The sequence below is a fragment of the Luteimonas yanweni genome, from assembly GCF_039548475.1.
In the GTDB taxonomy this organism is placed as follows: Bacteria; Pseudomonadota; Gammaproteobacteria; order Xanthomonadales; family Xanthomonadaceae; genus Luteimonas.
The window spans coordinates 382803-409423 of the sequence record NZ_JBCLVC010000008.1; the positions used below are offsets into that span (position 1 = coordinate 382803).

Below are 26621 nucleotides of genomic sequence, written 5' to 3' on the forward strand. Positions count from 1 at the left end.
GCCCGGCGCGGGAAGGGATATCGAGGAATAGAAATGGCTGAACAGTTTGACGTTGTCGTGATCGGTGCCGGCCCCGCCGGCTACCATGCCGCGATTCGCGCCGCCCAGCTGGGCATGAAGGTCGCCTGCATCGATGCCGGCGTGGGCAAGGACGGCAAGCCGGCCCTGGGCGGCACCTGCCTGCGCGTGGGCTGCATTCCGTCGAAGGCATTGCTGGACAGTTCGCGCCAGTTCCACAACCTGCAGCACGTGTTCGGCCAGCACGGCATCACGGCCAAGGACGCGAAGATCGACGTCGGCACGATGGTCGGTCGCAAGGACGCCATCGTGAAGCAGTTCACCGGGGGCATTGCGCAGCTGTTCAAGGCCAACAAGGTCACGCCGTACTACGGCTTCGCCACCCTGCACGCCGACCGGCTGGTGAAGGTCGCGCAGCACGAGGGCGGCGAGATCGAGCTCACCGGCACCAACGTGATCATCGCCGCGGGTTCGGACTCCATCGAACTGCCCTTCGCGAAGTTCGACGGCGACACCATCGTCGACAACGTCGGCGCGCTCGACTTCACCGAGGTGCCCAAGCGCATGGCCGTGATCGGCGCTGGCGTGATCGGCCTGGAGCTCGGCAGCGTGTGGAAGCGCCTGGGCGCCGAGGTCGTGATCCTCGAAGCCCTGCCCGACTTCCTGGCCGCGGCGGACGCCGAGGTCTCGAAGGTCGCCGCACGCGAGTTCAAGAAGCAGGGCCTGGATATCCGCCTGGGTGCCAAGGTCTCGAAGGCCGAAGTCACCGGCAAGGGCAAGAAGAAGGAAGTGCAGGTCACCTTCGCCGACAAGAAGGGCGAGGAGACGATCACCGTCGACAAGCTGCTGGTCGCCGTGGGCCGCAAGGCCGCGTCCAAGGGCCTGCTGGCCGAGGGCAGCGGCGTGAAGCTGACCGAGCGCGGCCAGATCGAGGTCGACGGGCATTGCCACACCGGCGTCGACGGCGTCTGGGCGGTGGGTGACTGCGTGCGCGGGCCGATGCTGGCGCACAAGGGCTTCGAGGAAGGCATCGCGGTGGCGGAACTCATCGCCGGCCTGCCCGGGCACGTCAACATGGACACCATTCCCTGGGTCATCTACACCGAGCCGGAACTCGCCTGGGTCGGCAAGACCGAGCAGCAGCTGAAGGAAGAAGGCGTCCCGTACAAGTCGGGCAGCTTCCCCTTCGCCGCCAACGGCCGCGCGGTGGCGATGGTCGAGCCGGCGGGCTTCGTGAAAGTGCTGGCGCATGCGGAAACCGACCGCGTGCTCGGCATGCACCTGGTCGGCGCCAACGTCTCCGAGCTGGTGCATGAGGGCGTGCTGACGATGGAGTTCAAGGGCTCCGCCGACGACCTGGCCCGCATCTGCCACGCGCATCCGAGCCTGTCGGAGGCGATCCACGACGCCGCGATGGCGGTCGACAGGCGCGCGATCCACAAGGCGAACTGAGGGCACGAGCGGGACAGCGCACGCCGTCCCGCCGCACACTCAGCGAACACCGGCGCCGGGCCCTGCCCGGCGTCGTCCTTTCCGGAACATGACACACGGGTTTCAAGGCATGAAGAGTCTCTGCGTCTACTGCGGTTCCAACAGCGGCGCCCATCCCGCCTATATCGAGGGTGCGATCGCACTCGGCACGCGCATGGCGCGCGATGGCATCCGCCTGGTCTACGGCGGCGGCAACATCGGCCTGATGGGCACGATCGCCGACGCGGTGCTGGCCGCGGGCGGCGAAGTGGTGGGCGTGATCCCGAAGCACCTGGTCGACATGGAGGTCGCACACGGCGGCCTGACCGAGCTGGAGGTCGTCGATTCGATGCACCAGCGCAAGTCGCGCATGTTCGACCTGGCCGACGCGTTCGTGGCGATGCCCGGCGGCTTCGGCACGCTCGAGGAAATCGTGGAGATGTTCACCTGGCGGCAGCTCGGCATCAGCGAGAAGCCCTGCGCCCTGCTCGACATCAACGGCTACTACGGGCCGCTGGTCGCGATGATGGACCGCATGGTCGAGGAGCGCTTCCTGCACCCCGGCCAGCGCGAGGACATGTGGACCGGCGACGACATCGACGCGATGTTCGAATGGATGCGCGCCTACCAGCCCGCACAGGCCTCGAAGTGGCTCGACGAGAAGCGCAGCCGCGAACTGCGCTGAAACCGGCCGCGGGAAGACATCGCCGCTGTAGCGGCTCCCACACCTGAGAGCACGTCATGACGATCCCACGAAGCTTCCGCGCCTTCCGCATCCACAACGACGACGCCGGCTATCGCAGCGGCATCGAACAGGTCGGCATCGACCAGCTTGCGCCCGGCGAAGTCGTGCTGAAGACCGCGTTTTCATCGGTCAACTTCAAGGATGCGCTGGCCGGCACGGGCCAGGGCAGGATCCTGCGCCGCTTCCCGCTGGTGGGCGGCATCGACGTCGCAGGCCACGTGGTCGCCTCCAGTGATCCCGCCATCCGCGAAGGCGACCAGGTGCTGGTCACCGGCTGCGGCCTGAGCGAGACCCGTGACGGCGGCTACTCCGAATACGCGCGCGTGGAATCGAAGTGGGCGATTCCGCTGCCGGCCGGCCTGTCGCTGCGCGAATCCATGATCCTCGGCACCGCTGGCTTCACCGCCGCCCTGGCGCTGCTGCGCATGGGTGAGAACCGGCAGCATCCCGCGCTCGGCCCACTGGCGGTCACCGGCGCCACCGGCGGCGTCGGTTCGCTTGCGGTCGACATCTTCTCCAGCGCGGGCTACGACGTGCACGCGATCAGCGGCAAGCCGGACCAGTCCGGCTACCTGAAGGAGATCGGCGCAAGCGAGGTCCTTGGGCGCGACGCGCTCGCGACCACGCGGCCGATGGAGTCCGCCCGCTTCGGCGGCGGACTCGACAACGTCGGCGGCGCCATGCTCGCGAGCCTGCTGGCGCAGACCGCGGCCTATGGCAACGTCGCAAGTGCCGGCCTCGCCGCAAGCCACGACCTCTCCGCCACGGTCATGCCCTTCATCATCCGCGGCGTCTCGCTCCTGGGCGTCGCTTCAGCGGGTACGGCGCGCGACATCCGCGACGAGGTCTGGCGCCGCCTGGGCAGCGACTGGAAGCCGCGCCACCTCGAGCGGATCTGCACTCGCGAAGTGGCGCTCGACGAACTGCCGGGGGTCTTCGAAGGCATGCTTGCCGGCGGTTCCCACGGGCGGACGCTGGTCACGCTGTGAGAACGCGGGCCGCGCGGCGGCCGCCGCTTGCAGGCCAGCCGCCGCGGGCTACAATCGCGGGAACTGAACGGGGAACACCATGGCGCGCATCCTGATCGTCGACGACTCGCCGTCACAGCTGATGGGCATCCGCCGCATCGTCGAAAGCCTGGGCCACGAGGCGCTGACGGCGGAGGACGGCGCCGCCGGCGTCGAGGTGGCGAAGCGCGAGCTCCCCGACCTGATCCTGATGGACGTGGTGATGCCGAACCTCAACGGTTTCCAGGCCACGCGCTCGATCACCCGCGACCCGACCACGAAGCACATCCCGGTGATCCTGGTGACCACCAAGGACCAGGAGACCGACAAGGTCTGGGGCATGCGCCAGGGTGCGCGCGCCTATCTCACCAAGCCCTTCAGCGACACCGAGCTGTCGGCGACGATCGTCGAGGCGATCGCGACCGAACCCACGCCGCCTACCGCGGCCTGAGCCGGCGCGCCGGACGCCGGCGCTGCCGCTGGACCCCGGCTCGCGCCGCGTCCACGCGCCGCCGCGCGGGTGCTACTCGCGTTTCCATTCACCCGAAAACGCTTCGCGCAGGGCCTCGTAGGCCGCCCGTTGCGCATCGTCCCGCGGCACCGGGGCCTGCACCTCCAGCTCCACGATCTGGTCGCCATCGGGCTGCCCGCCGGTTCCCGGCAGTCCGCGGCCGCGGAGGCGCAACCGGCGCCCGGCCTCGGACCCCGCCGGCACCTTGAGCTCGACCAGGCCACCCAGCGTAGGCACGCTGACGGCCGCGCCAAGCGCCGCCTCCCAGGGCGCGACCTGCAGCGCATAGACGATGTTGCGGCCGTCGACCTCGAAGCGGGCGTGGGTGGCGTACTCGACCTCGAGCAGCAGGTTGCTGCCCTGCCCGCCCTGCCCGGCCAGGCGGATCACCTGCCCCGGCCGGATCCCGCGCGGCACCTTGACCTCGAGCGTGCGGCCGTTGACCGAGATGCGCATCGCGCCGCCGCGGTGCACGGTTTCCAGGGGCACGGCCAGGCGTGCGCGGGTATCGCCGCGCGGCGGGTTGCCGAAGCCCGGCCCGCCCCGCTGCTGCTGCGCCTGGCGGCGGAACAGGCTCTCGAAGAAGTCGCTGAAACCGCCGTTGCCGCCGCCGCCGAAGACTTCCTCGTAGTCGAAGTCCTGGGCACCGCCGCCATTGCCGCGGAAGCCTCCCGGCGGCGGATGGATCTCGTCACCGGGCCGGTAGCCGCGCCCGCGCAGCTGGTCGTAGGCCTTGCGGCGGTCGGGGTCGCGCAGCGCCTCGTAAGCCTCGTTGACGGCCTTGAATTTGTCCTCGGCGCCCGCCTCCTTGCTGACGTCGGGGTGGAACTTGCGCGCCAGCCGACGGTAGGCGGTCTTGATCTCGGCCTCGCCGGCGGTGGCCTCGACGCCAAGCACGGCGTAGTAATCCTTGAACTGCATGCGATCTCCACAAGCGCGGCCTTCGCGCCGGCCGCGGCAGGGTAGCAATATCGGGGCGAACGGCCGTGACGCAAGCCCGCGCCGCCCGCGGCATGGCACCATGGTGCGAGCGGCGGCGATTCCCCGCCACCCATGCGAACACGGAGTTAACCCCATGACCATCCAGACCGGCGACGCCATCCCCGAGGTCACGCTGAAGCACATCGACGACGGCGTGCAGACCATCGACACGCCCACCCTGTTCGCGCACAAGAACGTGGTGCTGTTCGCGGTGCCGGGCGCGTTCACGCCCACCTGCTCCGAGCGCCACCTGCCCGGCTTCATCGAGCACTTCCAGGCGTTCCGCGAGCGCGGGATCGAGGTCGCGTGCATGGCCGTCAACGACCCCTTCGTGATGCAGGCCTGGGGCGAAAGCCAGGGCGTTCCGGCGGGGCTGCGCATGCTGTCCGACGGCAACGGCGACTTCGCCCGCGCGCTCGGCCTGGAGATGGACGGCACGGCTTTCGGCATGGGCATGCGCAGCAAGCGCTTCGCGCTCTACGCCGAGGACGGCGTGGTCAGGCAGCTGTTCGTCGAGGCCCCGGGCGAGTTCAAGGTGTCGTCCGCGGAACACGTGCTCGGCGCGATCTGAGGCCTCAACCGCCGACGTCGAAGACCAGGCTGGCCCATGCGCCGCCTTCGGCCAGGGCGGTCAGCTGCTGGTGGCCGGGCTCGCTGAATTCGCGCCACAGCAGTTGGCGGCCACGGGTCTCGCCGACCCAGCGGCCGTTGAGCAACCACTGCACGTCGCCGTCGATGCCAACCGCGCGCAGGGCCAGACGCGGCGGCCTGGCCGAGCCGGGTGCACGCAGCAGCAGCGCGCCATCGTTGACGCCCTCGATGCGCATTGCCACCGCCTGGCCGCGGCCATCGTCACTGCAACCCGTCGCCAGCGGCGGCAGGCGCGAGGCTTCGCGTTCGGCAGCGCCCAGCCACGGTGACGCCAGCGCCGGCCAGCGCGCGACGTGGCGTATGCGGCGCTCATGCGCCCCGGCACAACCGGCGGTGAGCCGGCGGCCCGTGCCGGCATCCACTTCGATCCGCTCGAACGCCGGCGCCCAGCTGCGCGCGTCACGCTCGGGCAGCGTGGGTGGCACGGCGCCATCGAGCACCCAGGCCTGCATCCGTCGATGGCACGCGCCTTCGGGCTGCGCCTCGGCAGCCGTGCCCAGCGGCCAGCAGACTTCGCGCCCGGCGACGCCTGGCGGCGGCGCCAGGGGCGCCCCGTCGCCGGGACGCTGCGGCAGGCTGTCGACCACCTCGAACATCAGCGGCAACGCGGTCACCGCACCGTACTGGCCCGGCAGCGGCGTGCCATCCGGACGCCCGACCCACACGCCCACGGTGTAGCGGCGCGTGGTGCCGAGCGCCCAGGCATCGCGATAGCCGTAGCTGGTGCCGGTCTTCCAGGCCACGCGCGGGCGCCGGCCCGTGTCGAACGTACCGGCGCGCTCGCCAGGGCGCGGGTTGGCGGCCAGGATCCCGTGCACGATCCAGGCCGCGCCCGGCGACAGCAGGCGGCGTTCGACCAGCGGCTCGTCGGCGGAGTAACGCACGCGCCCGGCGATCCCGCCGCGCGACAGCGCCGCCTGCGCGCCGACCAGGTCCTCCAGTCGCGCGCCGGTTCCACCAAGGATCAGGGCGAGGTTCGGCTGCGCTCCGCGAGGGAAACGCAGGCTGATCCCGGCATGGTCCAGGCGCGCGGCGAAGCGCGCCGGCCCGACCCGGTCGAGCAGGTCCACCGCAGGCACGTTGAGCGACAGGCGCAGGGCATCGGCCACCGACACCGGCCCGTTGAATGCGGCATCGAAATTGCCCGGCCGGTAGCCGCCGAACGACTGTGGAGCATCGACCAGCAGGCTTTGCGAATGCACCAGGCCGTCGTCGATCGCCATGCCGTAGACGAAGGGCTTGAGCGTGGAGCCTGGCGAGCGCCAGGCGCGCACCATGTCGACGTGGCCCAGGCGCGCGGCATCGCCGAACGAGGCCGTGCCGAGGTAGGCGCGCGCTTGCATGGTGTCGTTGTCGACAACCAGCAGCGCCGCCGAGGTGCGTTCGGGCAGCTGGGCGACGTAGTTTCCAAGGCGCTCTTCCAGCGTGCGCTGCAGGGCGGCGTCGATGGTCGACTCGATGCGGTCGGCCTGCGGATCGCGCGAGCGCAGCCGCTGCGCCAGCAGCGCCGCGGACAGCGGCGGCTGCAGCGCGCGCGCGACCACCGGTTCGACCTTGGCGTCGTCGACTTCGGCGCGGCTCCAGCGTCCACTGGCGACCATGCGTTCAAGCACCTTGTCGCGCGCGCGCCGCGCCGCCTCGGGCGCGCGGTCGGGTCGCAGCCGCGTGGGCGCCTGCGGCAGCACCGCCAGCAGCGCGGCCTCGGCGTGCGACAGCCGCGCGGCGGGCTTGCCGAGGTAGGCCCAGCTCGCCGCTTCCACGCCTTCGATGGTGCCGCCGAAAGGCGCGCGCTCGAGGTACAGCGCGAGGATATCGCGCTTGGACAGGTGCGCCTCGAGCTGCAGCGCTCGCAGGATCTGTCTCGCCTTGCCCGGCAGCGTGCGCCGGTGCGGCTCGAGGATGCGCGCCACCTGCATGGTCAGCGTCGAGCCGCCCGACACGATGCGGCCGCTGCCGGCTGCCTGCCAGGCGGCACGCAGCAGGGCCACCGGATTCACGCCGGGATGGCGGCGGAACCAGCGGTCCTCGTAGGTGAGCAGCGCATCGACGTACAGCGGCGAGACGGTCGCTTCGGACGCCGGGTAGCGCCACACGCCGTCAGCGTCTGCGAAGGCGCGCAGCGGCGTGCCGTCGCGCGCGGTGACCAGGGTGGCATGGTCACGTGATTCGGGCAGCGGCGGCGGGAATGCGAAGTCGAGCGCCAGCAGCGACAACAGCAACGCCACCGTGCCCCAGCGCAGTACCGCCAACAACCGGACCCTCGCGCCGGCGGACCTCGGCGATGGCACCCCATTCACTGGTCGGATCCCCGCGCGCTATGCCGCGCCCTGCGCCGCTGCGTTCGCAGCTGCAGCTGCCGCGACATCACTGCATGCCGCAGGGCGCCCGCTCACGGCTGCACCACGCTCATCCGCGCCGGCTGGGCGCGGCCCACGCCGCGCAGCTCCGGCCGGTACATGTCCTGCACCATCGGCGGCGGCACGGTGTACTCGCCCGGCGTGACCGCACGCACCAGGTAGAACACGTCTGCGCTGCGCCCGGCGTCCAGCTTGATGGCCGCCACGTAGCGGTCGTCGCGGAACTCCTCGTGCAGCAGTTCGGCGGCGCTGCCGCGCTCGTCAAGGCGGATGCCACCGACCACCACGTCGGCCCACGTGGACGCGTCGCCCAGGTTCATGTTCTCGACCTCGAGGCCCGCCGGCAGCAGGTCGGTGACCAGCGCGTCCGGCATGTCGCGGTCGGCGGTGACGGTGACGCGCACCACCAGCGCCTCGCCCTCGCGCAGCGCACGCGGCGTCCACGCCTTGCCGTCGGTGGTGTACCAGCGACGCTCGACGCGCAGCACGCTGTCGTCGGGCTCGGGCGCGGCACGGGGAATGCCCGCCACGTCCATGCTCGCGTACAGCGGCGCCTCGCCTTCGGGCACCAGGCGCACGCCTGCGGCCAGCGCCTGGTGGCCATAGCTCCGCGAGAACCGGCGCATCGGCTCCAGCGCCTCCTCCAGGCGGCCTTCAGACAGCGTGCCCGCGAACGTGCGCCCCGGCGTGCCGGCCAGCGCACGCCCGAGCCGCGCCAGCGCCGACTGCTCCTGGGTGCTCAAATAGAACCAGCGCGCCTTGCGGCGGGCATCGAGCTCCAGCCCGAGCGTGCGCAGGCCGGCGCTCCGCTTCGGGGTGGCCAGGTCGTGCTCGCGCACCAGGGCCTGCATCAGCGCGGCGTCGCGCAGTGGCGTGCCGTAGTCGCCCAGCCAGCCGGGCCGTTCGCCCTTCCAGGCGAAGGCCGCGTCCAGCGCCTTGCCGCCGCGGGCCGCATCACCCTGCAGCGACAGGGCAAGCCCGAGGTGTGCCAGCGGCATCGCGCTGCGCGCGACCCCGCGCTCGCCGTCGTACAGCGCGCGCAGGGTGCCCAGGGGCGCCCGGTTCACGCGGGCAAGTACGTAGCCCGCGTGCGCCTTGTAGGCCAGGCGCAGGTGTTCGCGATTGTCCCGGCCGTAGAACTGCTGGCCGTCCGAGAGCAGGTCTTCGGACATGCGCGACAGCGCCTTCTGCAGCATCGCGTCCGGCACCTGGAAGCCCCCGTCGCGGGCATCGAGCAGGAACTCGGCGATGTACGGCGTCAGCATCGGCTCGGTGCCGCCGCTGCCACCCCACATCGCGAAATGCCCCGAACTGGACTGCAGCGCGGCCAGCCGGCCGAGCGCGCCCTCCATCCGCCGCTGGCGGTCGTCGCCGGGCAGCGGCGACATGCCGTAGGCCTCGGCGGTGGGCGCATCCAGCATCAGCGCCGCGTAGCCCTTGCTCGCCGTCTGCTCGGCGCAGCCATAGGGATAGCGCAGCGCGCCCTCGAGCGCCGCGGCGAAGGCGATCGGCGGCGTGGCACTGAGACCCAGGCGGGCGTTCACCGACGAGGGCAACATCCCCTCGGCCAGCGCGGCATCCAGCACCACCGGTGCCAGCGGATCAACCACCAGGCTGCGCGAACGCAGCACCTGCGGCCAGGGCGCACGCACCGGCAGGTCGTAGCTGCGGTCGACCGCCACGCCCGGTCCGTCGACCCGCACGCGGACCTTGCCGACCGCATGGCCGTCCAACGCACGCAGCGGGAACGACAGGGTCGAGCGCCCATCGGCGGCAAGCTTCGCGTTGCGCACGCCCTCGTCCACCTCCAGGGGCCCCACGCCCTCCACGCGCACGCGGAAGTCGCCCGGCTTTCCGGTGAAGTTGGCCAGGTCCAGCGTCACCGTGCCGCGGTCACCGGGCGCCATCACCCGCGGCATTCCGGCTTCCGCGACCAGCGGCGCGCGCACCAGCAGCTCCGCGTCACGGTTGCCGTAGGCCTCGTCGCCGAACACCAGCGCCGACACGCGCAGGCTGCCGTTGAAGTCCGGCAGCGTGAACTCGACCGTCGCATTGCCCTTGCCGTCGAGCTTCACCGGCCCCGAGAACAGGTCGACCGTCTGCACCCGCGCGGTTGGCCGGCGCGCCTGCGGCAGCGCCTCCAGACCCTGGTCGCCGCCGAAGCGCAGGCGCGCGGTACCGCCTTCCAGGCTTTCGATCACGCGTCCGTAGATGTCGTAGGCGTCCACGCCCAGCCTGCGCTGGGCGAAGAAGTGGCGGTTGGCGTCGGGTACCGGGTAGCGGGTGATGTTGAGGATGCCGACGTCGACCGCGGACACAGTCGCATGCGCGGCCTTGCCCGCCAGCGCCGGGACCGCGAGCGTCACGCGGAGCCTGTCGCCGGGCCTTGCCTGCTTCGGCAGCGAGAGGCCGACCGCGACCCGCCGGTCGCCGCGCTCCATCGGCACGTGCGCCACGCCGACCGCGCGCGCGGGCGTGACCTTGCTGGCCGCGCTGCCGCCACGGAACACCAGCGCGGTCACGTACACATCGTGGCGCTCCCAGTCGGCGGTCACCGGGATGCGGTAGGTGCTTCCGGCCTTGGCGTCGATCGCCTGCACGTAGAGCAGGCGGTCGCTCTCCACCAGCAGCAGGCCCTTGCCGGCATGCGGCGGCGTGACCGTGACCTCCATGGTGTCGCCGGCACGGTAGCCGGTGCGGTCCAGGGCCAGCTTGACCCTGTCGGGACGGGCATCCAGTCCGCGGTTGTCGTCGTTCCAGCTCCAGCCTGCGTTGAAGGGGTAGCGCGTGACCAGGCCGGTTTCCGGATCACGCACTTCAACGCGGTAGCCGCCCCACTCCACCGGCAGGTCGACGCGAACCGCGGACTGGCCGGCGTCCACGGCCTTCGTTTCGACCACTTCGAAGCGACTGGTGTGGCTGTAGTCCCAGCCCGAGTCCTCGTCGAAGCTCCAGTGGTAGTCGCGGTGCTCGCGCACCAGCTTCAGCTCGAGCCCGGCCAGCGGACGCGGCGTGCCGTCGGCGTCTACGCGCAGGATCTCGAAGCCGGCGCGTGCGTTGGCGTCGCTGCCCTCCCTGTCGTCGAACAGGGGACGTACGCCGACCAGCGCGTCGGCCGGCCAGAGCACGCGCTCCAGGCTGCGGTCCACCGTACGGCCGCCGCTCTCGTACAGGCTGCCGGCCAGCACCACCGACACCGGCGTATCGCCGCGCACCTCGGCGGGCAGCGGCAGCGTCTGCGTGAGCCTGCCTGCATCATCGAGCGTGGCGTCGATCACGTCGCGCGCCTCGCGCGGCAGGGACACGGTGGGATCACCGAAGAAGTAGCCCGGCAGCGAATCGACCGGGTGCTGTTCCACCGCGACCGCGAGGCGTGCCGTGAAGCGGTTGCCGGCGGCCGGCGCACCGTACAGATAGGCACCGGTGGCCTCCAGCCGCAGCGACTCGCCCTTGGCCAGGCGTGCCTGCGCGCTGTCGAGCTCGAGCTTCATGCGCTCGGGCAGGAACTCCTCGATCCGCAGCGCCATGCCCTGGACCGCATCCTTGTCGGCGGGATCGGTGCGGAACTCGATCTGCCATCGGCCAGTGGGCGCCTCGGCGGGGATTTCCCTCTCGAAGCGGTAGTAGCCCTGCGCACCGGCCTCCAGCCGCGTTTCCACGAAGGTCTTGCCGTCGGGCTGCTTCAGGCGCGCGAACAGTGGCTGCGCCTTGCCATCGCTAGCGGCGGACACCGGCTTGCCGTCGGCATCGCGCAGCAGCGCCGAGACGCGCACGGTTTCACCAGGGCGGTACAGGTCACGGCCCGACCACGCGAAGACCTCGAACCAGGCCTGCCGGCGGCCTGCCACCGCGAATTCGGAAAGATCCAGCGCAGGCTGGTTGAACGGCAGCAGCGAGACGTCGTTGCCGCGCGTCGCCACGAGGACCTGGGCGGCGTCGAGCTTGTGCTTCAGCACGGCGTTGCCGTTGCCGTCGGTCCCGGCCTTGAACACGGCCTCGCCCTTGCCGTCGAGCACGCGCAGCTCGACGCCGCCCAGCGCCCCGCCGCCCTGCAGCGACGCCGTGTGCACGAACAACTGGTCGGCGTAGGCGCGCACGTGCAGGCCGATGTCACTCACGGTGAAGAAAGCGGTGTCGTACATGCCCTCGAAGCTGCCGGCGCGCTTCATGGTGGCGAAGTACAGGCCGGGCTGCTGCAGCTCGGTGATGTCCTGCAGCGGCAGGTAGGTGACCGCGCGTTCGTTGCGCTCGCCGCCCAGCACGAAGCGGTTGACGTAGACCGGGTCGGCCATCCGCGCCACGCTGCGATCACCGTTGTAGCGGTTGTCCAGTTCCCAGCCGCTGCGCCGGCCACCACGCTGGTACTCGGAGAAGAAGCGCGCCAGCTCGGAGTCGCGCACGCGCAGGAACTCGACGTCGACCTCCTCCACGTTCACCGACACCACGGGCAGGCCGCGGGATTCGCGCGCGGGCAGAACGCTGCCCTGGGAGGCGAAGCCTGCGGCGGGGTCCAGCTCCCCGGTATGGACCTTCTGTTCGATGTCGCGGCCAAGCGTACTGCCGTCGGCGGCGGTGAGCGCGGCGGAGATGCGCAGCGTGTACTCGCGATCGGCCTGGGCGAAGGGGAAGCGCAGCACGCGGCCTTCTTCGTCCAGGCTCCAGCCGCTGTCGGCCGCCACCGGCTCGGCGAAGGTCAGCAGTTTGTCGAAATCCTGGGTGCCGACCAGCGGCTGCGAGAACTCGACCGCAAGCGCGAGCGCCCCTTCGCCCTGGTCGGGCCAAGCGCGTACCAGGCCGAAGCCCTGCACCTCCGCGCGCTCGGCGACGATGGCCTCGCCGCCGGGGGCGGGCAGCTGGCCGCCTTCATTCCGCTTGCAGCCCACCGGCAGCAGCGTCAGGAACAGCAGCACCATGGCCGCGGCGAAGCGCCGCAGGCCGACCGAACGATTGCTTCCCTTCATTGTCAGCCCGCCCTCAGGAGTCACCGGCAGTATAGAAGCGCCGGCAGTCCCGTCGACAACGCGCCACGGCGCGAAACGGGGTTCCGCCTTCGCCGCAGCTGCCGCCCGCAACAGCGTCGGTGGCAGCCGCTCCTGATGGACTGGCGGGACCGCAGCTGCGGTCCCGACCGATCAACCGGCGTCGCTGGCGCCGTCGCCTTCACCGGCCGCGGGCGCGGTGCCAACGCTTGCGACTGCATCGACGCCAACGTCGGCATCGACATCGATATCGCCGTCACCGTCGCCGTCCACGATCGAGCCGTCCACGCGCTCGATCGCCTGCAGGCGCTCCCCATCGCCCAGGCGGATCAGGGTCACGCCCTGGGTGTTGCGGCTGACCACCGAGATCTCGGCGGCGCGGGTGCGGACCAGGGTGCCGCCGTCGGAGATCAGCAGCACTTCATCGTCGCGGCTGAGCAGCACGGCGGCCACCAGCGCGCCGTTGCGCTCGGTGGTCTGGATGCCGATCACGCCCTGGGTGCCACGGCCCTTGCGCGGGTATTCCGCCAGGCGCGTGCGCTTGCCGTAGCCATTGGCCGTGGCGGTGAGGATGTAGGCATCCGGCTCGCCCTCGAGCTCGCCTTCGACCTCGACGCCCTCGGCGACCACGTCCTCGTCGTCCTGCTCGATCACGTTGTCGGCGGGATCGGCCACGATCAGGCCGACCACGCATTCGCCGTCGGCCAGGCGGATGCCGCGCACGCCGGTGGCGGTACGGCCCATGGCGCGCACGGCGGACTCGTCGAAGCGCACGGCCTTGCCGTTGCTGGCGAACAGCATGATGTCGCGGCTGCCGTCGGTCAGCTCGGCGCCGACCAGGGCATCGCCATCCTCGAGGTTGATCGCGATCTTGCCGCGTTGCAGCCGGTAGGCAAACTCGGTCAGCGGGGTCTTCTTGACCGTGCCGCGGCGGGTGGCGAAGAACACGTACTGGTCGTCGCGATACTCGCGCACCGGCTGCACCGCCTGCACCTTCTCGCCCTCTTCCAGCGGCATCCAGTTGACCAGCGGGCGGCCGCGCGCGCTGGCGCCGGCCTCGGGCAGCTGGTGCACGGGCAGCCAGAACACGCGCCCCCTGCTGGTGAAGGCCAGCAGCGTGTCATGGGTATTGACCAGCCACAGCTGGGCGATGAAATCTTCGTCCTTCGTGGCCGCCGCGTTGCGGCCGCGGCCACCGCGCTTCTGCGCGCGGTAGGCGCTGACCGGCTGGCGCTTGGCATAGCCGGCCTGGGACACCGTGACCACCACGTCCTCGGGCTCGATCAAGTCGAGGATGTCGAGGTCTTCCTCGCTGGCGCGGATCTCGCTGCGGCGCGGATCGCCGTACTCTTCCTTGACGTTGCGCAGCTCGGTGCGGATCACCTCCAGCAGCACTTCGGGATCCTCGAGGATCTCGATCAGGGCGCGGATGGCTTCCAGCAGCTGGCGGTATTCCTCGGTGAGCTTTTCCTGCTCCAGGCCGGTCAGGCGGTGCAGGCGCATCTCGAGGATCTGCTGCGCCTGGACGTCGGTCAGCTGATATCCGCCCTCGAGCAGGCCCACGCCCTTGGGCAGGTCCTCCGGGCGCGAGGCCTCTGCACCGGCCGCGGCAAGCAGGCTTCCGACGAGGCCCGGCTGCCACAGGCGCGCGAGCATGCGCTCCTTCGCTTCCTGCGGGTTGTCCGAGGTCTTGATGAGCTCGATCATCTCGTCGATGTTGGCAAGCGCGACGGTCAGGCCCTCGAGGATGTGGGCGCGGTTGCGCGCCTTGCGCAGCTCGAAGATCGTCCGGCGCGTGACCACTTCGCGGCGGTGGCGCAGGAAGGCTTCGAGGAATTCCTTCAGGTTCAGCAGCCGCGGCCGGCCGTCCACCAGCGCCACCATGTTGATGCCGAACACCGACTCCATCTGGGTCTGCTGGTACAGGTTGTTCAGCACCACGTCCGCGGAGTCGCCACGCTTGATCTCGATGTAGATGCGCATGCCGTCCTTGTCGGACTCGTCGCGCAGCTCGCTGATGCCCTCGAGCTTCTTCTCCTTCACCAGCTCGGCGATCTTCTCGATCATCCGCGCCTTGTTCACCTGGTAGGGCAGTTCGGTGACGATGATCGATTCGCGGCCGTTGTCGGCCACTTCGATGTCCGCCTTCGCACGCATGCGCACGCGGCCGCGGCCGGTGCGGTAGCCCAGGTGGATGCCGCCGACGCCGTTGATGATGCCGCCGGTGGGGAAGTCGGGGCCGGGGATGTATTCCATCAGGCCATCGATGTCGATGTCCGGATCGGCGATGAGCGCGATCAGCGCATCGATCACCTCGCCCAGGTTGTGCGGCGGGATGTTGGTGGCCATGCCGACCGCGATGCCGGCGGAGCCGTTGACCAGCAGGTTCGGGAACCGGGTCGGCATGACCGTCGGCTCCTGCTCCTTCTCGTCGTAGTTGGGCTGGAAATCGACGGTATCCTTGTCGATGTCGGCCATCAGTTCGTGCGCCATGCGCGACATGCGCGCCTCGGTGTAGCGCATCGCCGCGGCGGGGTCGCCGTCGACCGAACCGAAGTTGCCCTGGCCGTCGACCAGCATGTAGCGCAGCGAGAACGGCTGAGCCATGCGCACCAGGGTGTCGTACACGGACTGGTCGCCGTGCGGATGGTATTTACCGATCACGTCACCGACGATTCGCGCCGACTTGTAGTAGGGCTTGTTGCTGTGCGCGCCAAGCTCGTGCATCGCGAACAGCACGCGGCGGTGCACCGGCTTGAGCCCGTCGCGGACGTCGGGGAGCGCGCGGCCCACGATCACGCTCATGGCGTAATCGAGATAGCTGCGACGCATCTCGTCCTCGAGGTTGATCGGGATGATTTCCTTGGCGAGCTCGGCCATTGCGACCCTTTGAAGTGGTTCGGGAAAGCCGCCGGACGGGAGGCTCGGAACACAGCATGCACGCGCCGGCAGAACCTCGGGATTCTACCATGAATCGGGCTGCTTTTGGCCTGCGATTCCGCTGGAAATCAATGGGTTGCAGGACTTCAGGGCCGGCAGTCGCGCCTCGCCGCGTGCGTCGGAAGCTGCGGTGGGAGCGCCATGGCCGCGATCGCGCTGCCGCAAGCCATCGCGGCCATGGCCGCTGCCACAAGCGGGGCGGCTCAGCTGCCGAACAGCGCCTGCATGGAGGGCGCGTCCGGGCGCGCGACGATGCCCTTCTCGGTCACGATGGCGTCGACGAGCTCGGCCGGCGTGACGTCGAACACCGGATTCCATGCCTGCACGCCCTCGGCCACGGTGCGGCTGCCGCCGGCGCCGAGCAGCTCGCCGGGATCGCGCTCTTCGATGTCGATCAGGTCGCCCGAGGGCGTGGCCATGTCGACTGTCGACGACGGCGCCACGACCATGAACTTCAGCCCGTGGTGGCGCGCGGAAATCGCCAGCTGGTAGGTGCCGATCTTGTTGGCGACATCACCGTTGGCGCAGATGCGGTCGGCGCCGACCACCACCCACTGCACACCGCCGCACTTCATCAGGTGCGAGGCCGCGGCGTCGGCGATCAGGGTGGCGTCGATGCCGTCCTGCTGCAGCTCCCACACCGTCAGCCGCGCGCCCTGGTTCCAGGGCCGGGTCTCGCCGGCGAACACGCGATCGATACGCCCCTGGGCAACGCCTGCGCGGATCACACCCAGCGCGGTGCCGAAGCCGGCGGTGGCCAGCGAGCCGGTATTGCAGTGCGTGAGCACGCCGCTGCCGGCATCGATCAGCGATGCACCCAGCACGCCCATGGCGTGGTTGGCCGCGAGGTCTTCGGCTTCGATCGCGCGTGCCTCGGCCTCGAGCGCGGCGCGCCAGTCACTGCCCTCGCCGGCCTGTGCGCGGAACAGCGCGGCGCGCATGCGGGCCAGCGCCCAGGCCAGGTTCACGGCGGTCGGGCGCGCGGCGTTGAGGCGCAGCAGGGCGGGCTCGAGGCGCTCGGCAGCCTGCGCGGCATCATCGGCTTCGATGTCGCGCGAGGCGAGCACCGCACCCCAGGCCGCGGCGATGCCGATCGCCGGCGCACCGCGCACCGCAAGCGCGTGGATAGCGTCGGCCACCGCGTCGCTGTCGGCGCAGGTGACGTATTCGGTGTTGAAGGGAAGCTTGCGCTGGTCCAGCAGTTCCAGCGCGTCGCCGGTCCAGCGGATCGGACGGATGCGGTCGTAGCGGGCGTAATCGATGGGGGTGTCCATCGAGCGAGTTTAGCGCCCCGCGCGGTGCGACCGTCTTGCGGGGACGGGCACTCAGGCCTGCGCGAAGTCGTAGGCCAGCACATCGGCGATGGCGCCGGTGCCGAGCATCGCCATCAGCAGGCGGTCGATACCCAGGGCCACGCCGGAACTGTCGGGCAGTCCGGCGGCCAGCGCATCGAGCAGCGTCTCGTCGATGGGCGGCAACACATCGCCGCGTGACCGGCGCACGTCATGGTCGCGCGTGAAGCGTGCACGCTGTTCGGCGGCGTCGGTGAGCTCGTGGTAGCCGTTGGCCAGCTCGAGCGGGCCGAGGTAGAGCTCGAAGCGCTCGGCGACATCGACGTCATCGCGCCGCACGACCCTGGCCAGCGCGCACTGCGTGGCCGGGTAGTCGTGCATCGCCAGCAGCTGTCCGGCGGGGAACGCCGGCTGGATGCGATGGGTCATCAGCAAGTCCAGCCAGTCGTCGCGTGTGAGGCCCTCCGGGTCGACCTGGCACGGGAACGCCGCCTGCAGTTCGTCCAGCGGCGCGGTCATCGGATCGACGCCGAGCGCCTCGCGGTAGACGTCGCGGAAGGACGCCTTGCGGAGCGTCGCGTCGCGACCGACCAGCGCCAGCGCGGCCTGCACCAGGGCCGCGGTCTCGTCGATCAGCGGATCCAGCGTCCAGCCCACGCGGTACCACTCGAGCATGGTGAACTCGGGGTTGTGGCGACCACCGGCTTCGCCGTCGCGGAACACGCGGCCCAGCTCGTAGCAATCACCGAGACCTTCGGCCAGCAGGCGCTTCATCGGGTACTCGGCGGACGTGCGCAGCCAGCGCGTGCGCGGCGCGCCGTCGGTGCGGCCACCGAACTCGACCGTGAACGAGGCGATATTGGGATCGGTATTGCCAGCGCGCGACATCACCGGGGTCTCGACCTCGAGCACGCCGTGGGTGGCGAAGAAGTCGCGCACCAGGCGGTTGAGCCGCGCGCGCAGGCGCAGCGCCTCGTGGTTCATGCGCCGTCTCCCGCGAATGCACGGCTGAGGATGTCGCGGTCGTCGTCGCGGAAGCCGTGGCGAAGATAGAGCGCCTTCGCGCGGGGGTTGTGGCGGTTCACTTCCAGCCGCGCGAGTTCGGCGCCCTGCCCGCGCGCCAGGTCGCAGGCCGCCGCCAGCAGCGCGCCACCGAGGCCGCGACCACGCGCAGCCGGCTCCACGTACAGCTCGTCGATCAGCATGTGGCGGCCGCCCTGTTCGATGCTGAAGCACCAGCCCAGCACGAGGTAGCCCACGCGCTCGCCGCCGACCTCGGCAAACAGCGCGCCGCCGAGCGAGGCATCGCCCAGCAGCTGTTCGAGCCCGCGACGTACGCGCGGCTCGTCGAGCGGAATCCGGTCCTCGGCATAGAAGCGGCGCAGCATGCCGAGCAGTGCCGGCAGTCCGTCGTGCGTGACCGGTCGCAGCACGAGCGGCGCCCGGGCCGCCGCGCTCACGGATGCTCTCCCAGGAACGCCAGCAGCCGCGCCTCGTCCCAGACCTCGATGCCGAGCTCCGTGGCCCTGGCCAGCTTGGAGCCCGCCTCGGCGCCGGCGACCAGGAAGCCGGTCTTCTTCGAGACGCTGCCCGAGACCTTGGCGCCGAGTGCCTCGAGCTTCGCCTTGGCTTCGTCGCGACCCATCGCGTCGAGCGTGCCGGTGATCACCACCGTCACGCCGTCGAGCGGGCCGGCGGCCGCCACCGCGTCTGCCGGCAGCGCCGCCAGCAGCTCGGCCTGCATCGCTGCGGCAGCCAGCAGCATGCGCTCGTTGGCGTCGTCCGACAGCCAGTCCGACACCGCGTAAGCGGTGTCGTCCGGCAGCCCTGCGCTCACGAAGTTGTGCCGCTCCTGGCCGAGCAGCGTCGCCGCATCGGGGAAGGCATCGGCCAGCTGCTTCGCGCGCAGCGGCGTCAGCTTCGGGATCGCGAAGTCGGCCAGTAGTTGCGCCAGCGTCAGCCCTTCGCGCAGCTTCGGCGACGGCGGATGCGCGTCGGTGATGCGCACGCCGGCGGCCAGCAGGTCGTCGATCACGGCCTGGTTGCCGGGCTGGTCGAGGAAGTGGCCCAGCGCGCGCGCAACTTCGTCGCCGATGTCGGGCACGCGCTTGAACAGCGGCCAGGGCGCGCGGCGGATGCGGTCTAGGTCGCCGAACCAGGCGGCCAGCGCCTTGGCCGTGCTCTCGCCGACGTGTTCGATGCCGAGCGCGAACAGCAAGCGCTCCAGCGTGGTCTCGCGGCTGCGATCGATCGCGGCCACCAGGTTCTCCGCCCACTTCGTCGCGACCTTGCCCGACTTCACCGTTTCCGGCGTAGTGCCGTCGCGCTCGTCGGCGCGCCGCTTCATCTCGACGAAGTCGTCGACGCCCAGGCGGTACAGGTCGGCGACGCTCTTCGCGCAGTCGAAGTCCACCAGTGCCTGGATCAGACGCTCGCCAAGGCCTTCTATGTCCATCGCGCGCCGCGAGGCGAAGTGGAACAGGCCCTGCACGCGCTGCGCCGGGCAGACCAGCTCACCGCTGCAGCGAGCGACCACCTCGCCCTCCTCGCGCACGATTTCCGAGCCGCAGACCGGGCAGTTCACCGGCATGCGCCAGGCCGTGGTCCCTTCCGGCCGGCGCTCCGGGATCACCCGCAGCACTTCGGGGATCACGTCGCCTGCGCGCCGCACGATCACCGAGTCGCCCACGCGCACGTCCAGGCGCGCGACCTGGTCGGCGTTGTGCAGGGTGGCGCGGGTGACGGTCACGCCCCCCACGTGCACCGGCTGCATCAGCACCCAGGGCGTGACCGCGCCGGTGCGGCCGACGTTGACCTCGATCGCCTCGACGATCGTGGCCTCCTCCTGCGCCGGGAACTTGTGCGCGATCGCCCAGCGCGGCGCGCGCGAGACGAAGCCGAGGTCGACCTGCAGCTCGTGGCTGTCGACCTTGTAGACCACGCCGTCGATGTCGTAGGGCAGCGTGTCACGCGCCTCGCCGATGCGGCGGTAATAGTCGAGCACGCCGTCCAGGCCGGTCGCGCACTCGACCAGCGGCGACACCGGCAGGCCGAGGGCGCGGAGCCAGTCCAGCACCCCGGAATGGGTGGCCGGAACGCGCGCGCCCACGACTTCGCCGAGGGAATAGGCGAAAAACGCCAGCGGGCGCTTGGCGGTGATCGAAGGATCCAGCTGCCGCAGCGAGCCGGCCGCGCCGTTGCGCGGATTGGCCAGCGGCTTGGCGCCGTGCGCCAGCGCCCAGTCGTTGTAGGCCTTGAAGCCGGCGCGCGGCATGTAGACCTCGCCGCGCACTTCGAGCACGTCGGGAACGCCGGGCATGCCGTTGGCGCCGCCGCTTTCGCCCGCTTCGGCGCCGTCAGGATCCCGTAGCCGCAGCGGTATCGCCTTCACCGTGCGCAGGTTTGCGGTGACGTCTTCGCCGGTGGCGCCGTCGCCACGGGTGGCGCCACGCACGAACAGGCCGTCCTCGTAGCGCAGGCTGATCGCCAGGCCGTCGAACTTCGGCTCGACGGAAAACACCGGTGCGTCCTCATCGGTTTCGCGCACGATGCGGGCGACGAATTCGGCGACCTCGTCATTGCTGAAGGCATTGGCCAGCGACAGCATCGGTACCGCATGGCCGACCTCGGCGAACTTGCCCGAAGGCAGCCCGCCCACGCGCAACGTCGGCGAGTCGGGCGTCTGCAGCGATGGATCCGCGGCCTCAAGCGCGGACAGCTCGAGCATGAGCCGGTCGTACTCGGCGTCCGGCAGCGCCGGATCGTCGAGCACGTGGTAGCGGTGGTTGGCGTCGTCGATCAGGCGGCGCAGTTCGGCGGCGCGCTGCTGGGCAGTCTCGGGCATGCCCGGATTGTCCCCCGGAAACCGTGGGAGCCGCTACTGGAGGAGCCGCTGGTGTGGGAGCCGCCATAGCGGCGATCGCGGCTGTAGCCGCTCCCACGGGGAATCGCAGCCATGGCCGAACGCTCCACCGTGGGAGCCGCTATAGCGGCGATTGCGCTACGACCCGGCTGCAGTGGCGGGTGTCGGCACGGCCAAGTCGCAGCTATAGCTGCTCCTACCGGGAGGACCCGAGGGCTTACCAGTCGGGGCTGCGGGTGATCGGCACGTCCTGCTCGCGGTCGTAGGTTCGCAGCTCTTCACGCAGGTGCGAGATGCGCTGGCGGCCGAGCGCGTTGCGCTGCTCGTCGAGCAGCACACCGTCGAGCAGTTCGGCCATGCGCTCGGCCGTGGGCAGCATCGCGTCCCAGGCGTCGAGCGCCGACATCGGCGCGGGCAAGGTCAGGAAGAAGGCGATCGCAGGCGTTTCCAGCGCCTGGATCTCCGCCATCTCGAAGCTGCCGGGACGGCGGATATTGGCGACGCTGAACACCGGGCCGCGCTCGGGATGACCGGCCACCAGGCGGTGAAACACATTGAGGTGGCCATAGGTCAGCCCGGCCTTTTCGGCAGCGACCACGATGTCCGGGCCGCGCAGCACGTGGCCCGCGCGCGCCGCGATGTAGAGGGTGACGATCTTGTCGAAGTCATCGCTGACGCGCTGGCCGTATTGGCTGACGGTCGCGCCCGCGGTGCCGCCGACGGCGCCGTCGAGCAGGTCCATCTCGGCCTGCATGGCGTCATCGACCGGCGTCTCGCCACCCAAGCCCAGTTCGCGCTCAAGCTGCGCGCCCAGGGTCGGCTCCAAGCGCTCCTCGCGCGCCGCCGGCGTGGACCTGGCCGGCACGCGGCGTCCCTGCGGACTGCGCGGCCTGGTGCCGAAGTACCAGATCGCGCCGAACAGCAGGACGCCCGCGAGCAGGATCCCGATCCGCAGCAGCCAAACGTCGCTCATCGTGCTCTCCCTTGTTGGTTCAGGCGGCGCCGACCAGGCGTGCGGCTTCCGCAAGATCGACCGACACCAGCCGGCTGACGCCGGGCTCGCGCATGGTAACGCCCGAAAGCTGCTTCGCGGCCTCCATCGTCGACTTGTTGTGGGTCACGAACAGGAATTGCACCTTCTCGCTCATCTCGGTAACCAGCGCGCTGAAGCGGCCGACGTTGGCCTCGTCCAGCGGCGCGTCGACCTCGTCGAGCAGGCAGAACGGCGCCGGGTTGAGCTGGAAGATGGCGAACACCAGCGCCACCGCCGTCATCGCCTTCTCGCCGCCCGACAGCAGCGAGATATTGGACACGCGCTTGCCCGGCGGCCGCGCCATGATCGCGACGCCGGTGTCGAGCAGGTCCTCGCCGGTGAGCTCCAGGTAGGCGTGGCCGCCGCCGAACAGACGCGGATAGATCTCCTGCACGCCAGAGTTGACGCGGTCGAAGGTGTCCTTGAAGCGGCCGCGGGTCTCGCGGTCGATCTTGCGGATGGCGTCCTCCAGCGTGTCCAGCGCCGAGGTGAGGTCGGCGTCCTGGCTGTCGAGGTATTCCTTGCGCTGCGCGGCTTCGGCATGCTCCTGGATCGCGGCCAGGTTGACCGGCTCCAGGCGGCGGAGCTTGGCGTCGAAGTCGGTGACCATGCGGCCCCAGGCGCCGGCTTCGGCATCGTCGGCCAGGCCCGAAACCACGTCGTCGAGGACGAAGCCAGCCTCCACCACGGCGGCGGTCAGCTGTTCGGCGTGGATCACCAGGGCCTGCTGGTCGAGGCGGCGCTGGGCGATGGCCTCGCGCTGGGCGATGGCCTGCTCGTCGCGCTGGTGGCGCACCTGTTCGTTGCCGCGCAGCACGGCGTCGACGGCGTCGAGCGCGGTGCGCGCCTGCGCCAGGACCTGTTCGGCATGGACGCGCTGGGCGAGTGCGGCCTGGCGCTGCTGCTCAAGCTCATCGATCGGGGTATCGCCGGTGGCGAGCTGGGCGCTGATCTCGCCCAGGCGACCGTCGAGCTGGCCGCGCTGGCCGCCCATGCGCTGCAGGGCCTGGCGCAGTCCGCTGGCCTGCGTGCGCTGGGTTTCCAGCTGCAGCGCCAGGGCATGGGCCTGTTCGCGCGACTCACGCGCCGCGGTGCGGGCCTGGTCGCGGGCGGTGGCCAGGCGCGTACGCTCGGCCTCGAATTCCCGGCGCGCGCCTTCGAGTTCGGCCATGCGCGACACCGCCTGCTCGAGCACGCCGCGCGCCTCGCGCGCCTGCTCGCCGCTGCCGGCGATGGATTCGCCGAGCTGGGCGAGCTCGGCATCGATGCGTTCTATGCGGTTGCGGGCGGCGTCGAGCCGGCCCTGCTGGCCCTGCAGCCGGCCGGCAAGCTCCGATACGCTGCGATGGGCGTGGTACAGCTGCCGCTGCGTGTCCTCGCGCGCCTGTTCGGCCGCCAGCAGGCGCTCGCGGCCATTGGCCAGCGCCTCCTCCAGCTCACCTTCGCGGCCCTGCAGCGTTTCGATGCGCTCGCGCAGGGTCTGGATCTCGCGCTCGCGCAGCAGTGCGCCCTGGCGTGCGGCGCCCGAACGCAGCACCCGCAGCCAGCCGGCGCCCAGGCGCTCGCCGTCCTGCGTGATCACCGAATCACCGGGATCCAGTCGCGCCTGCAGTTCGCGGGCCTCGGCCAGCGAGCCCGCCACGTGCAGCCGCGACAGCAGCCGGCGGATCGCCAGCGGCCCGCGCACGCGCGCGGCCAGCGAGGTCGGCGCGAACGCGGCCTCGCCGCCGGCGGCCTGCGCCGACGACACCAGCGCGAGGCGGCCGTCGCCGAGATCGGCCAGCGCGTCGACCAGCGCCTCCGGACTCTCGACCAGCACGCCTTCGATCATCTGTCCCAGCGCGCCCTCGACCGCGTTCTCCCAGCCGGCCTCGACTTCCAGCACTTCGCCCACGCGGGTGGCCGAATCCAGGCCGTGCTGGCGCAGCCAGGCCATGGCCGCGCCCTGCTCCTGCCCCAGCGCCGCGTGCTGCAGGGTCTCGAGCGAGGACAGCCGGCCGCGGGCTTCCTGCGCCTGCTTGCGGACGTCGGAGATCTCCTGCTGGCTGGCACGCTGCTGGTCCTGCAGGTCGAGCGCGGCCTGCTTGCGCGCGTCCAGGCCTTCGTTGAGGCCTTCCAGCGCGAATTTCTGCGCCTCGTGTTCTTCGGCAACGCCGGCGAACGCCTCGGCCAGCGCGTCCAGGTCCAGGCCCGCGCGTTCGGCGGACAGCACGCCGCGGCGGCGATCATCGTCGAGTGACTGGCGGTCGAGGTAGTCGACGCGGGTGCGCTCGACATCGGCCGCGCGCGCGGCCTCGGCGGATTCGCGGCTGTGCGCGTCCCAACGCTCCTGCCAGTCGGCCAGCGCGGCCTCCGCCTCGCGCAGGGCGTCCTGGCGGGCTTCGTCGCTTTCACGCAGGGCGTCCAGCGCCGGCTCGGCTTCGGCGACCGATTCCTCCAGGATCGCCAGTCGCTCCTCGTCGCCGCTGATGTGCTGCGCCAGCTCGGCGATCGCATCCTCGGCCTCTTCGCGGGCGCGCAGCAGGCGCTGCGACAGCTCGCGCTGGTGGGTGATCTGCTGCTCGATGCGCGCCAGCGTGCCGCCCACTTCGTAGCCGGCGGCCTGGGCGCGGTTGAGCGCCTCCATGGCGTCCTCGCGCTCCACGCGGCCTTCTTCGAGCGCGCGCTCGGCCTCGCGCTGCTCGGCGATCAGCTGCTGCAGGCGGGTCTCTTCCTGCGCCAGCCCCTCGCGCAGCACGCCCAGCTTCGCGTCCAGCGCGCGGTACTCCAGCGCCTTCCACTCCGCGTCGCGGATCCTGCGTTCGGCCTGGATCGCGGTGTACTGCTCCGCCTGCCGGGCCTGCCGCGCCAGGTGGCCGAGCTGCTTGCCGACCTCCTCGCGCAGGTCGTTGAGGCGGTCGAGGTTCTCGCGGGTGTGGCGGATGCGGGTCTCGGTTTCCTTGCGCCTTTCCTTGTACTTGGAGATGCCGGCGGCCTCCTCCAGGTACACGCGCAGGTCCTCGGGCCGGGCCTCGATGATCTGGCTGATCATCCCCTGCTCGATGATGGAATAGCTGCGCGGGCCCAGGCCCGTGCCCAGGAACAGGTCGGTGATGTCGCGCCGGCGGCACTTGGCGCCGTTGAGGTAGTAGTTGCTCTGCCCGTCGCGCGAGACCAGGCGCTTGACCGAGATCTCGTTGAAAGCGGCGAACTCGCCGGTGATGGCGTGGTCGCTGTTGTCGAAGATCAGCTCGACGGTCGCCTGCGAGACCGGCTTGCGCGAGGTCGAGCCGGAGAAGATCACGTCGGTCAGCGAATCGCCCCGCAGCCGGCTGGCCGAACTTTCGCCCATCACCCAGCGCACGGCGTCGATGATGTTCGACTTGCCGCAGCCGTTGGGACCCACCACGCCGGTCATGTTGGTCGGCAGGTGGAGGGTGGTCGGATCGACGAATGACTTGAAGCCGGAGAGCTTGATGGTGGACAGGCGCATGCGGCGGTCGGTTGCCTCGGCGGCGCACGGGCGGGCCGTGGCGGCGGTCGGTTGCAGGGACGGACAGGAAGAATGCGGCGCAGGGCCGCATCGCCAGGGAGTATAACGGCAGGCGGCAGGCCCGACCGGGCGGGCGGACCCGGGCAGGCGGGGCCGCCGGGACGGCGCCGGGCCGGTTCACGGAGCGCCCGCCGCCGGATCCACGCCACGCACGCGGACCTACGGCATCAGGAGGGCTGCGCCGATGGCCGAACGCGAGAAGGGCCGATGCCCGCCCCGCGATGCGGCGGCGAGGATCCGTCCATGACACGCCATCGCACCCGGATCCATACGCCTTCAACTGCACCCGCCCGCCTGTTCAGGGCCACCGCCCTTGCGCTGGCGCTGGCCGCGGGCTGGGCGGCCCCGCCACTGGCGGCGCGCGACACCCCGGATGCCCGGCCGGCCGGTCCGGATATCCGCGCGCTGCTGATGCAGGCCACCACGCCGCCTGCGGGTGCCGGCGCCGGCACCGGGCAGCCCGTATCCGAATACTGGGTCAGCGAGAAGCTGGACGGCGTCCGCGGCCGCTGGGACGGACGCCGGCTGTGGACGCGGGGCGGGTTTCCGGTGGACGCGCCTGCCTGGTTCACCGCCGGCTGGCCGGAGGTGCCCATGGATGGCGAGCTGTGGCTGGGTCGGGGCCGCTTCGCGGAGGCGAGCAGCCTGGTGCGCAACCCTCCCGCCGATGACGCACCATGGCGCGCGATGCGCTTCCTGGTGTTCGACCTGCCCGGGCACGCCGGCACCTTCGAGCAGCGGGTCCACGCCATGCGCACGCTTGCCGGCCCGGATACGCCGCCCTGGCTGCGTCCGGTGGCGCAGTCGCGGGTCGCCGATGCGGCCCAGCTGCAGGCGCGCCTGCGCGCGGTGCTCGACGCCGGCGGCGAAGGCCTGATGCTGCAGCATCGCGACGTCCGCTACATGCCCGGCCGCAGCGACGGGCTGCTGAAGCTCAAGCCGCACGACGACGCGGAGGCGCGCGTGGTGGGGCACCTGCCCGGCCGTGGCAAGTACGCAGGCCTCGTCGGCGCCCTGCTGGTCGAGCGCGACGACGGCGTGCGCTTCCGCCTTGGCAGCGGCCTGAGCGACGCCGAACGCGCCGCGCCGCCGCCGCTCGGCAGCCTGGTGACCTATCGCTACAACGGCCTGACCGCCAATGGCCTGCCGCGCTTCGCCCGTTTCATGCGCCTGCGGGAACCGGCTTGGGCCACGGGCCCGGATCCGGTCCCGGACCGCAGCCTCGACTGAGCGCCAGCATCCT

Annotated in this window: 16 protein-coding genes; 6 read left to right on the forward strand and 10 right to left on the reverse strand. The window is 71.0% G+C overall.

What is annotated here, in order from left to right:
* Positions 1–33 precede the first annotated feature (33 nt).
* From lpdA to pilH, 4 genes are all read left to right on the forward strand, one after another.
* Positions 34–1470: a dihydrolipoyl dehydrogenase gene (gene lpdA / locus WCE39_RS05795; protein ID WP_343275736.1), complete on the forward strand. Its 1437-nt coding sequence runs from the start codon at positions 34–36 to the stop codon at positions 1468–1470.
* 109 nt (positions 1471–1579) lie between these two features.
* Positions 1580–2173, forward strand: a complete 594-nt coding sequence (locus WCE39_RS05800; RefSeq protein WP_343275737.1) for an LOG family protein — start codon at positions 1580–1582, stop codon at positions 2171–2173.
* A gap of 56 nt (positions 2174–2229) precedes the next feature.
* The gene (locus WCE39_RS05805) at positions 2230–3222 is read left to right on the forward strand and encodes a YhdH/YhfP family quinone oxidoreductase (RefSeq protein ID WP_343275738.1); all 993 of its coding nucleotides are present in this window, start codon (positions 2230–2232) and stop codon (positions 3220–3222) included.
* A 79-nt stretch (positions 3223–3301) separates the two neighbouring features.
* Positions 3302–3691 carry a twitching motility response regulator PilH gene (gene pilH / locus WCE39_RS05810; RefSeq protein ID WP_343275739.1) on the forward strand — a complete coding sequence of 130 codons (390 nt, stop codon included), beginning with the start codon at positions 3302–3304 and terminating at the stop codon, positions 3689–3691.
* Positions 3692–3763: 72 nt separating this feature from the next.
* Here the strand turns inward: pilH and WCE39_RS05815 are convergent, their stop codons facing one another.
* Entirely contained in the window at positions 3764–4672 is a 909-nt protein-coding gene (locus WCE39_RS05815) for a DnaJ C-terminal domain-containing protein (RefSeq protein WP_343275740.1), read from the reverse strand.
* A gap of 154 nt (positions 4673–4826) precedes the next feature.
* On the opposite strand from WCE39_RS05815, the gene WCE39_RS05820 reads away from it, so the two are divergent.
* A complete protein-coding gene (locus WCE39_RS05820; RefSeq protein WP_343275741.1) occupies positions 4827–5303 on the forward strand; it encodes a peroxiredoxin in 477 nt (158 codons plus the stop codon).
* 4 nt (positions 5304–5307) lie between these two features.
* Here the strand turns inward: WCE39_RS05820 and pbpC are convergent, their stop codons facing one another.
* The 9 genes from pbpC to smc all read right to left on the reverse strand — a co-directional run bounded on the left by pbpC (position 5308) and on the right by smc (position 25318).
* Positions 5308–7680, reverse strand: a complete 2373-nt coding sequence (gene pbpC, locus WCE39_RS05825; protein ID WP_449283989.1) for a penicillin-binding protein 1C — start codon at positions 7678–7680, stop codon at positions 5308–5310.
* Between the two features lie 92 nt (positions 7681–7772).
* Positions 7773–12701: an alpha-2-macroglobulin family protein gene (locus WCE39_RS05830; RefSeq protein ID WP_343275743.1), complete on the reverse strand. Its 4929-nt coding sequence runs from the start codon at positions 12699–12701 to the stop codon at positions 7773–7775.
* A gap of 171 nt (positions 12702–12872) precedes the next feature.
* Positions 12873–15599 (reverse strand): DNA gyrase subunit A, encoded by a 2727-nt coding sequence (gyrA, locus tag WCE39_RS05835; RefSeq protein ID WP_343275744.1) that lies wholly within the window; start codon positions 15597–15599, stop codon positions 12873–12875.
* 263 nt (positions 15600–15862) lie between these two features.
* Positions 15863–16933 carry an S-methyl-5-thioribose-1-phosphate isomerase gene (gene mtnA, locus WCE39_RS05840; protein WP_343275745.1) on the reverse strand — a complete coding sequence of 357 codons (1071 nt, stop codon included), beginning with the start codon at positions 16931–16933 and terminating at the stop codon, positions 15863–15865.
* Between the two features lie 51 nt (positions 16934–16984).
* Positions 16985–17935, reverse strand: coding sequence for an EF-P lysine aminoacylase EpmA (gene epmA, locus WCE39_RS05845; RefSeq protein ID WP_343275746.1), 951 nt, complete (start codon positions 17933–17935; stop codon positions 16985–16987).
* Positions 17932–18411 (reverse strand): GNAT family N-acetyltransferase, encoded by a 480-nt coding sequence (locus tag WCE39_RS05850; protein ID WP_343275747.1) that lies wholly within the window; start codon positions 18409–18411, stop codon positions 17932–17934. The genes epmA and WCE39_RS05850 overlap by 4 nt, the downstream gene beginning before the upstream one ends.
* A complete protein-coding gene (gene ligA / locus WCE39_RS05855) occupies positions 18408–20795 on the reverse strand; it encodes an NAD-dependent DNA ligase LigA (RefSeq protein WP_343275748.1) in 2388 nt (795 codons plus the stop codon). The genes WCE39_RS05850 and ligA overlap by 4 nt, the downstream gene beginning before the upstream one ends.
* 235 nt (positions 20796–21030) lie before the next feature.
* The gene (zipA, locus tag WCE39_RS05860) at positions 21031–21786 is read right to left on the reverse strand and encodes a cell division protein ZipA (RefSeq protein ID WP_343275749.1); all 756 of its coding nucleotides are present in this window, start codon (positions 21784–21786) and stop codon (positions 21031–21033) included.
* 19 nt (positions 21787–21805) lie between these two features.
* The gene (gene smc, locus WCE39_RS05865) at positions 21806–25318 is read right to left on the reverse strand and encodes a chromosome segregation protein SMC (protein WP_343275750.1); all 3513 of its coding nucleotides are present in this window, start codon (positions 25316–25318) and stop codon (positions 21806–21808) included.
* Positions 25319–25621: 303 nt separating this feature from the next.
* Between smc and WCE39_RS05870 the strand changes: the two genes are divergently transcribed.
* Positions 25622–26608: a DNA ligase gene (locus WCE39_RS05870; RefSeq protein WP_343275751.1), complete on the forward strand. Its 987-nt coding sequence runs from the start codon at positions 25622–25624 to the stop codon at positions 26606–26608.
* Positions 26609–26621: the final 13 nt, after the last annotated feature.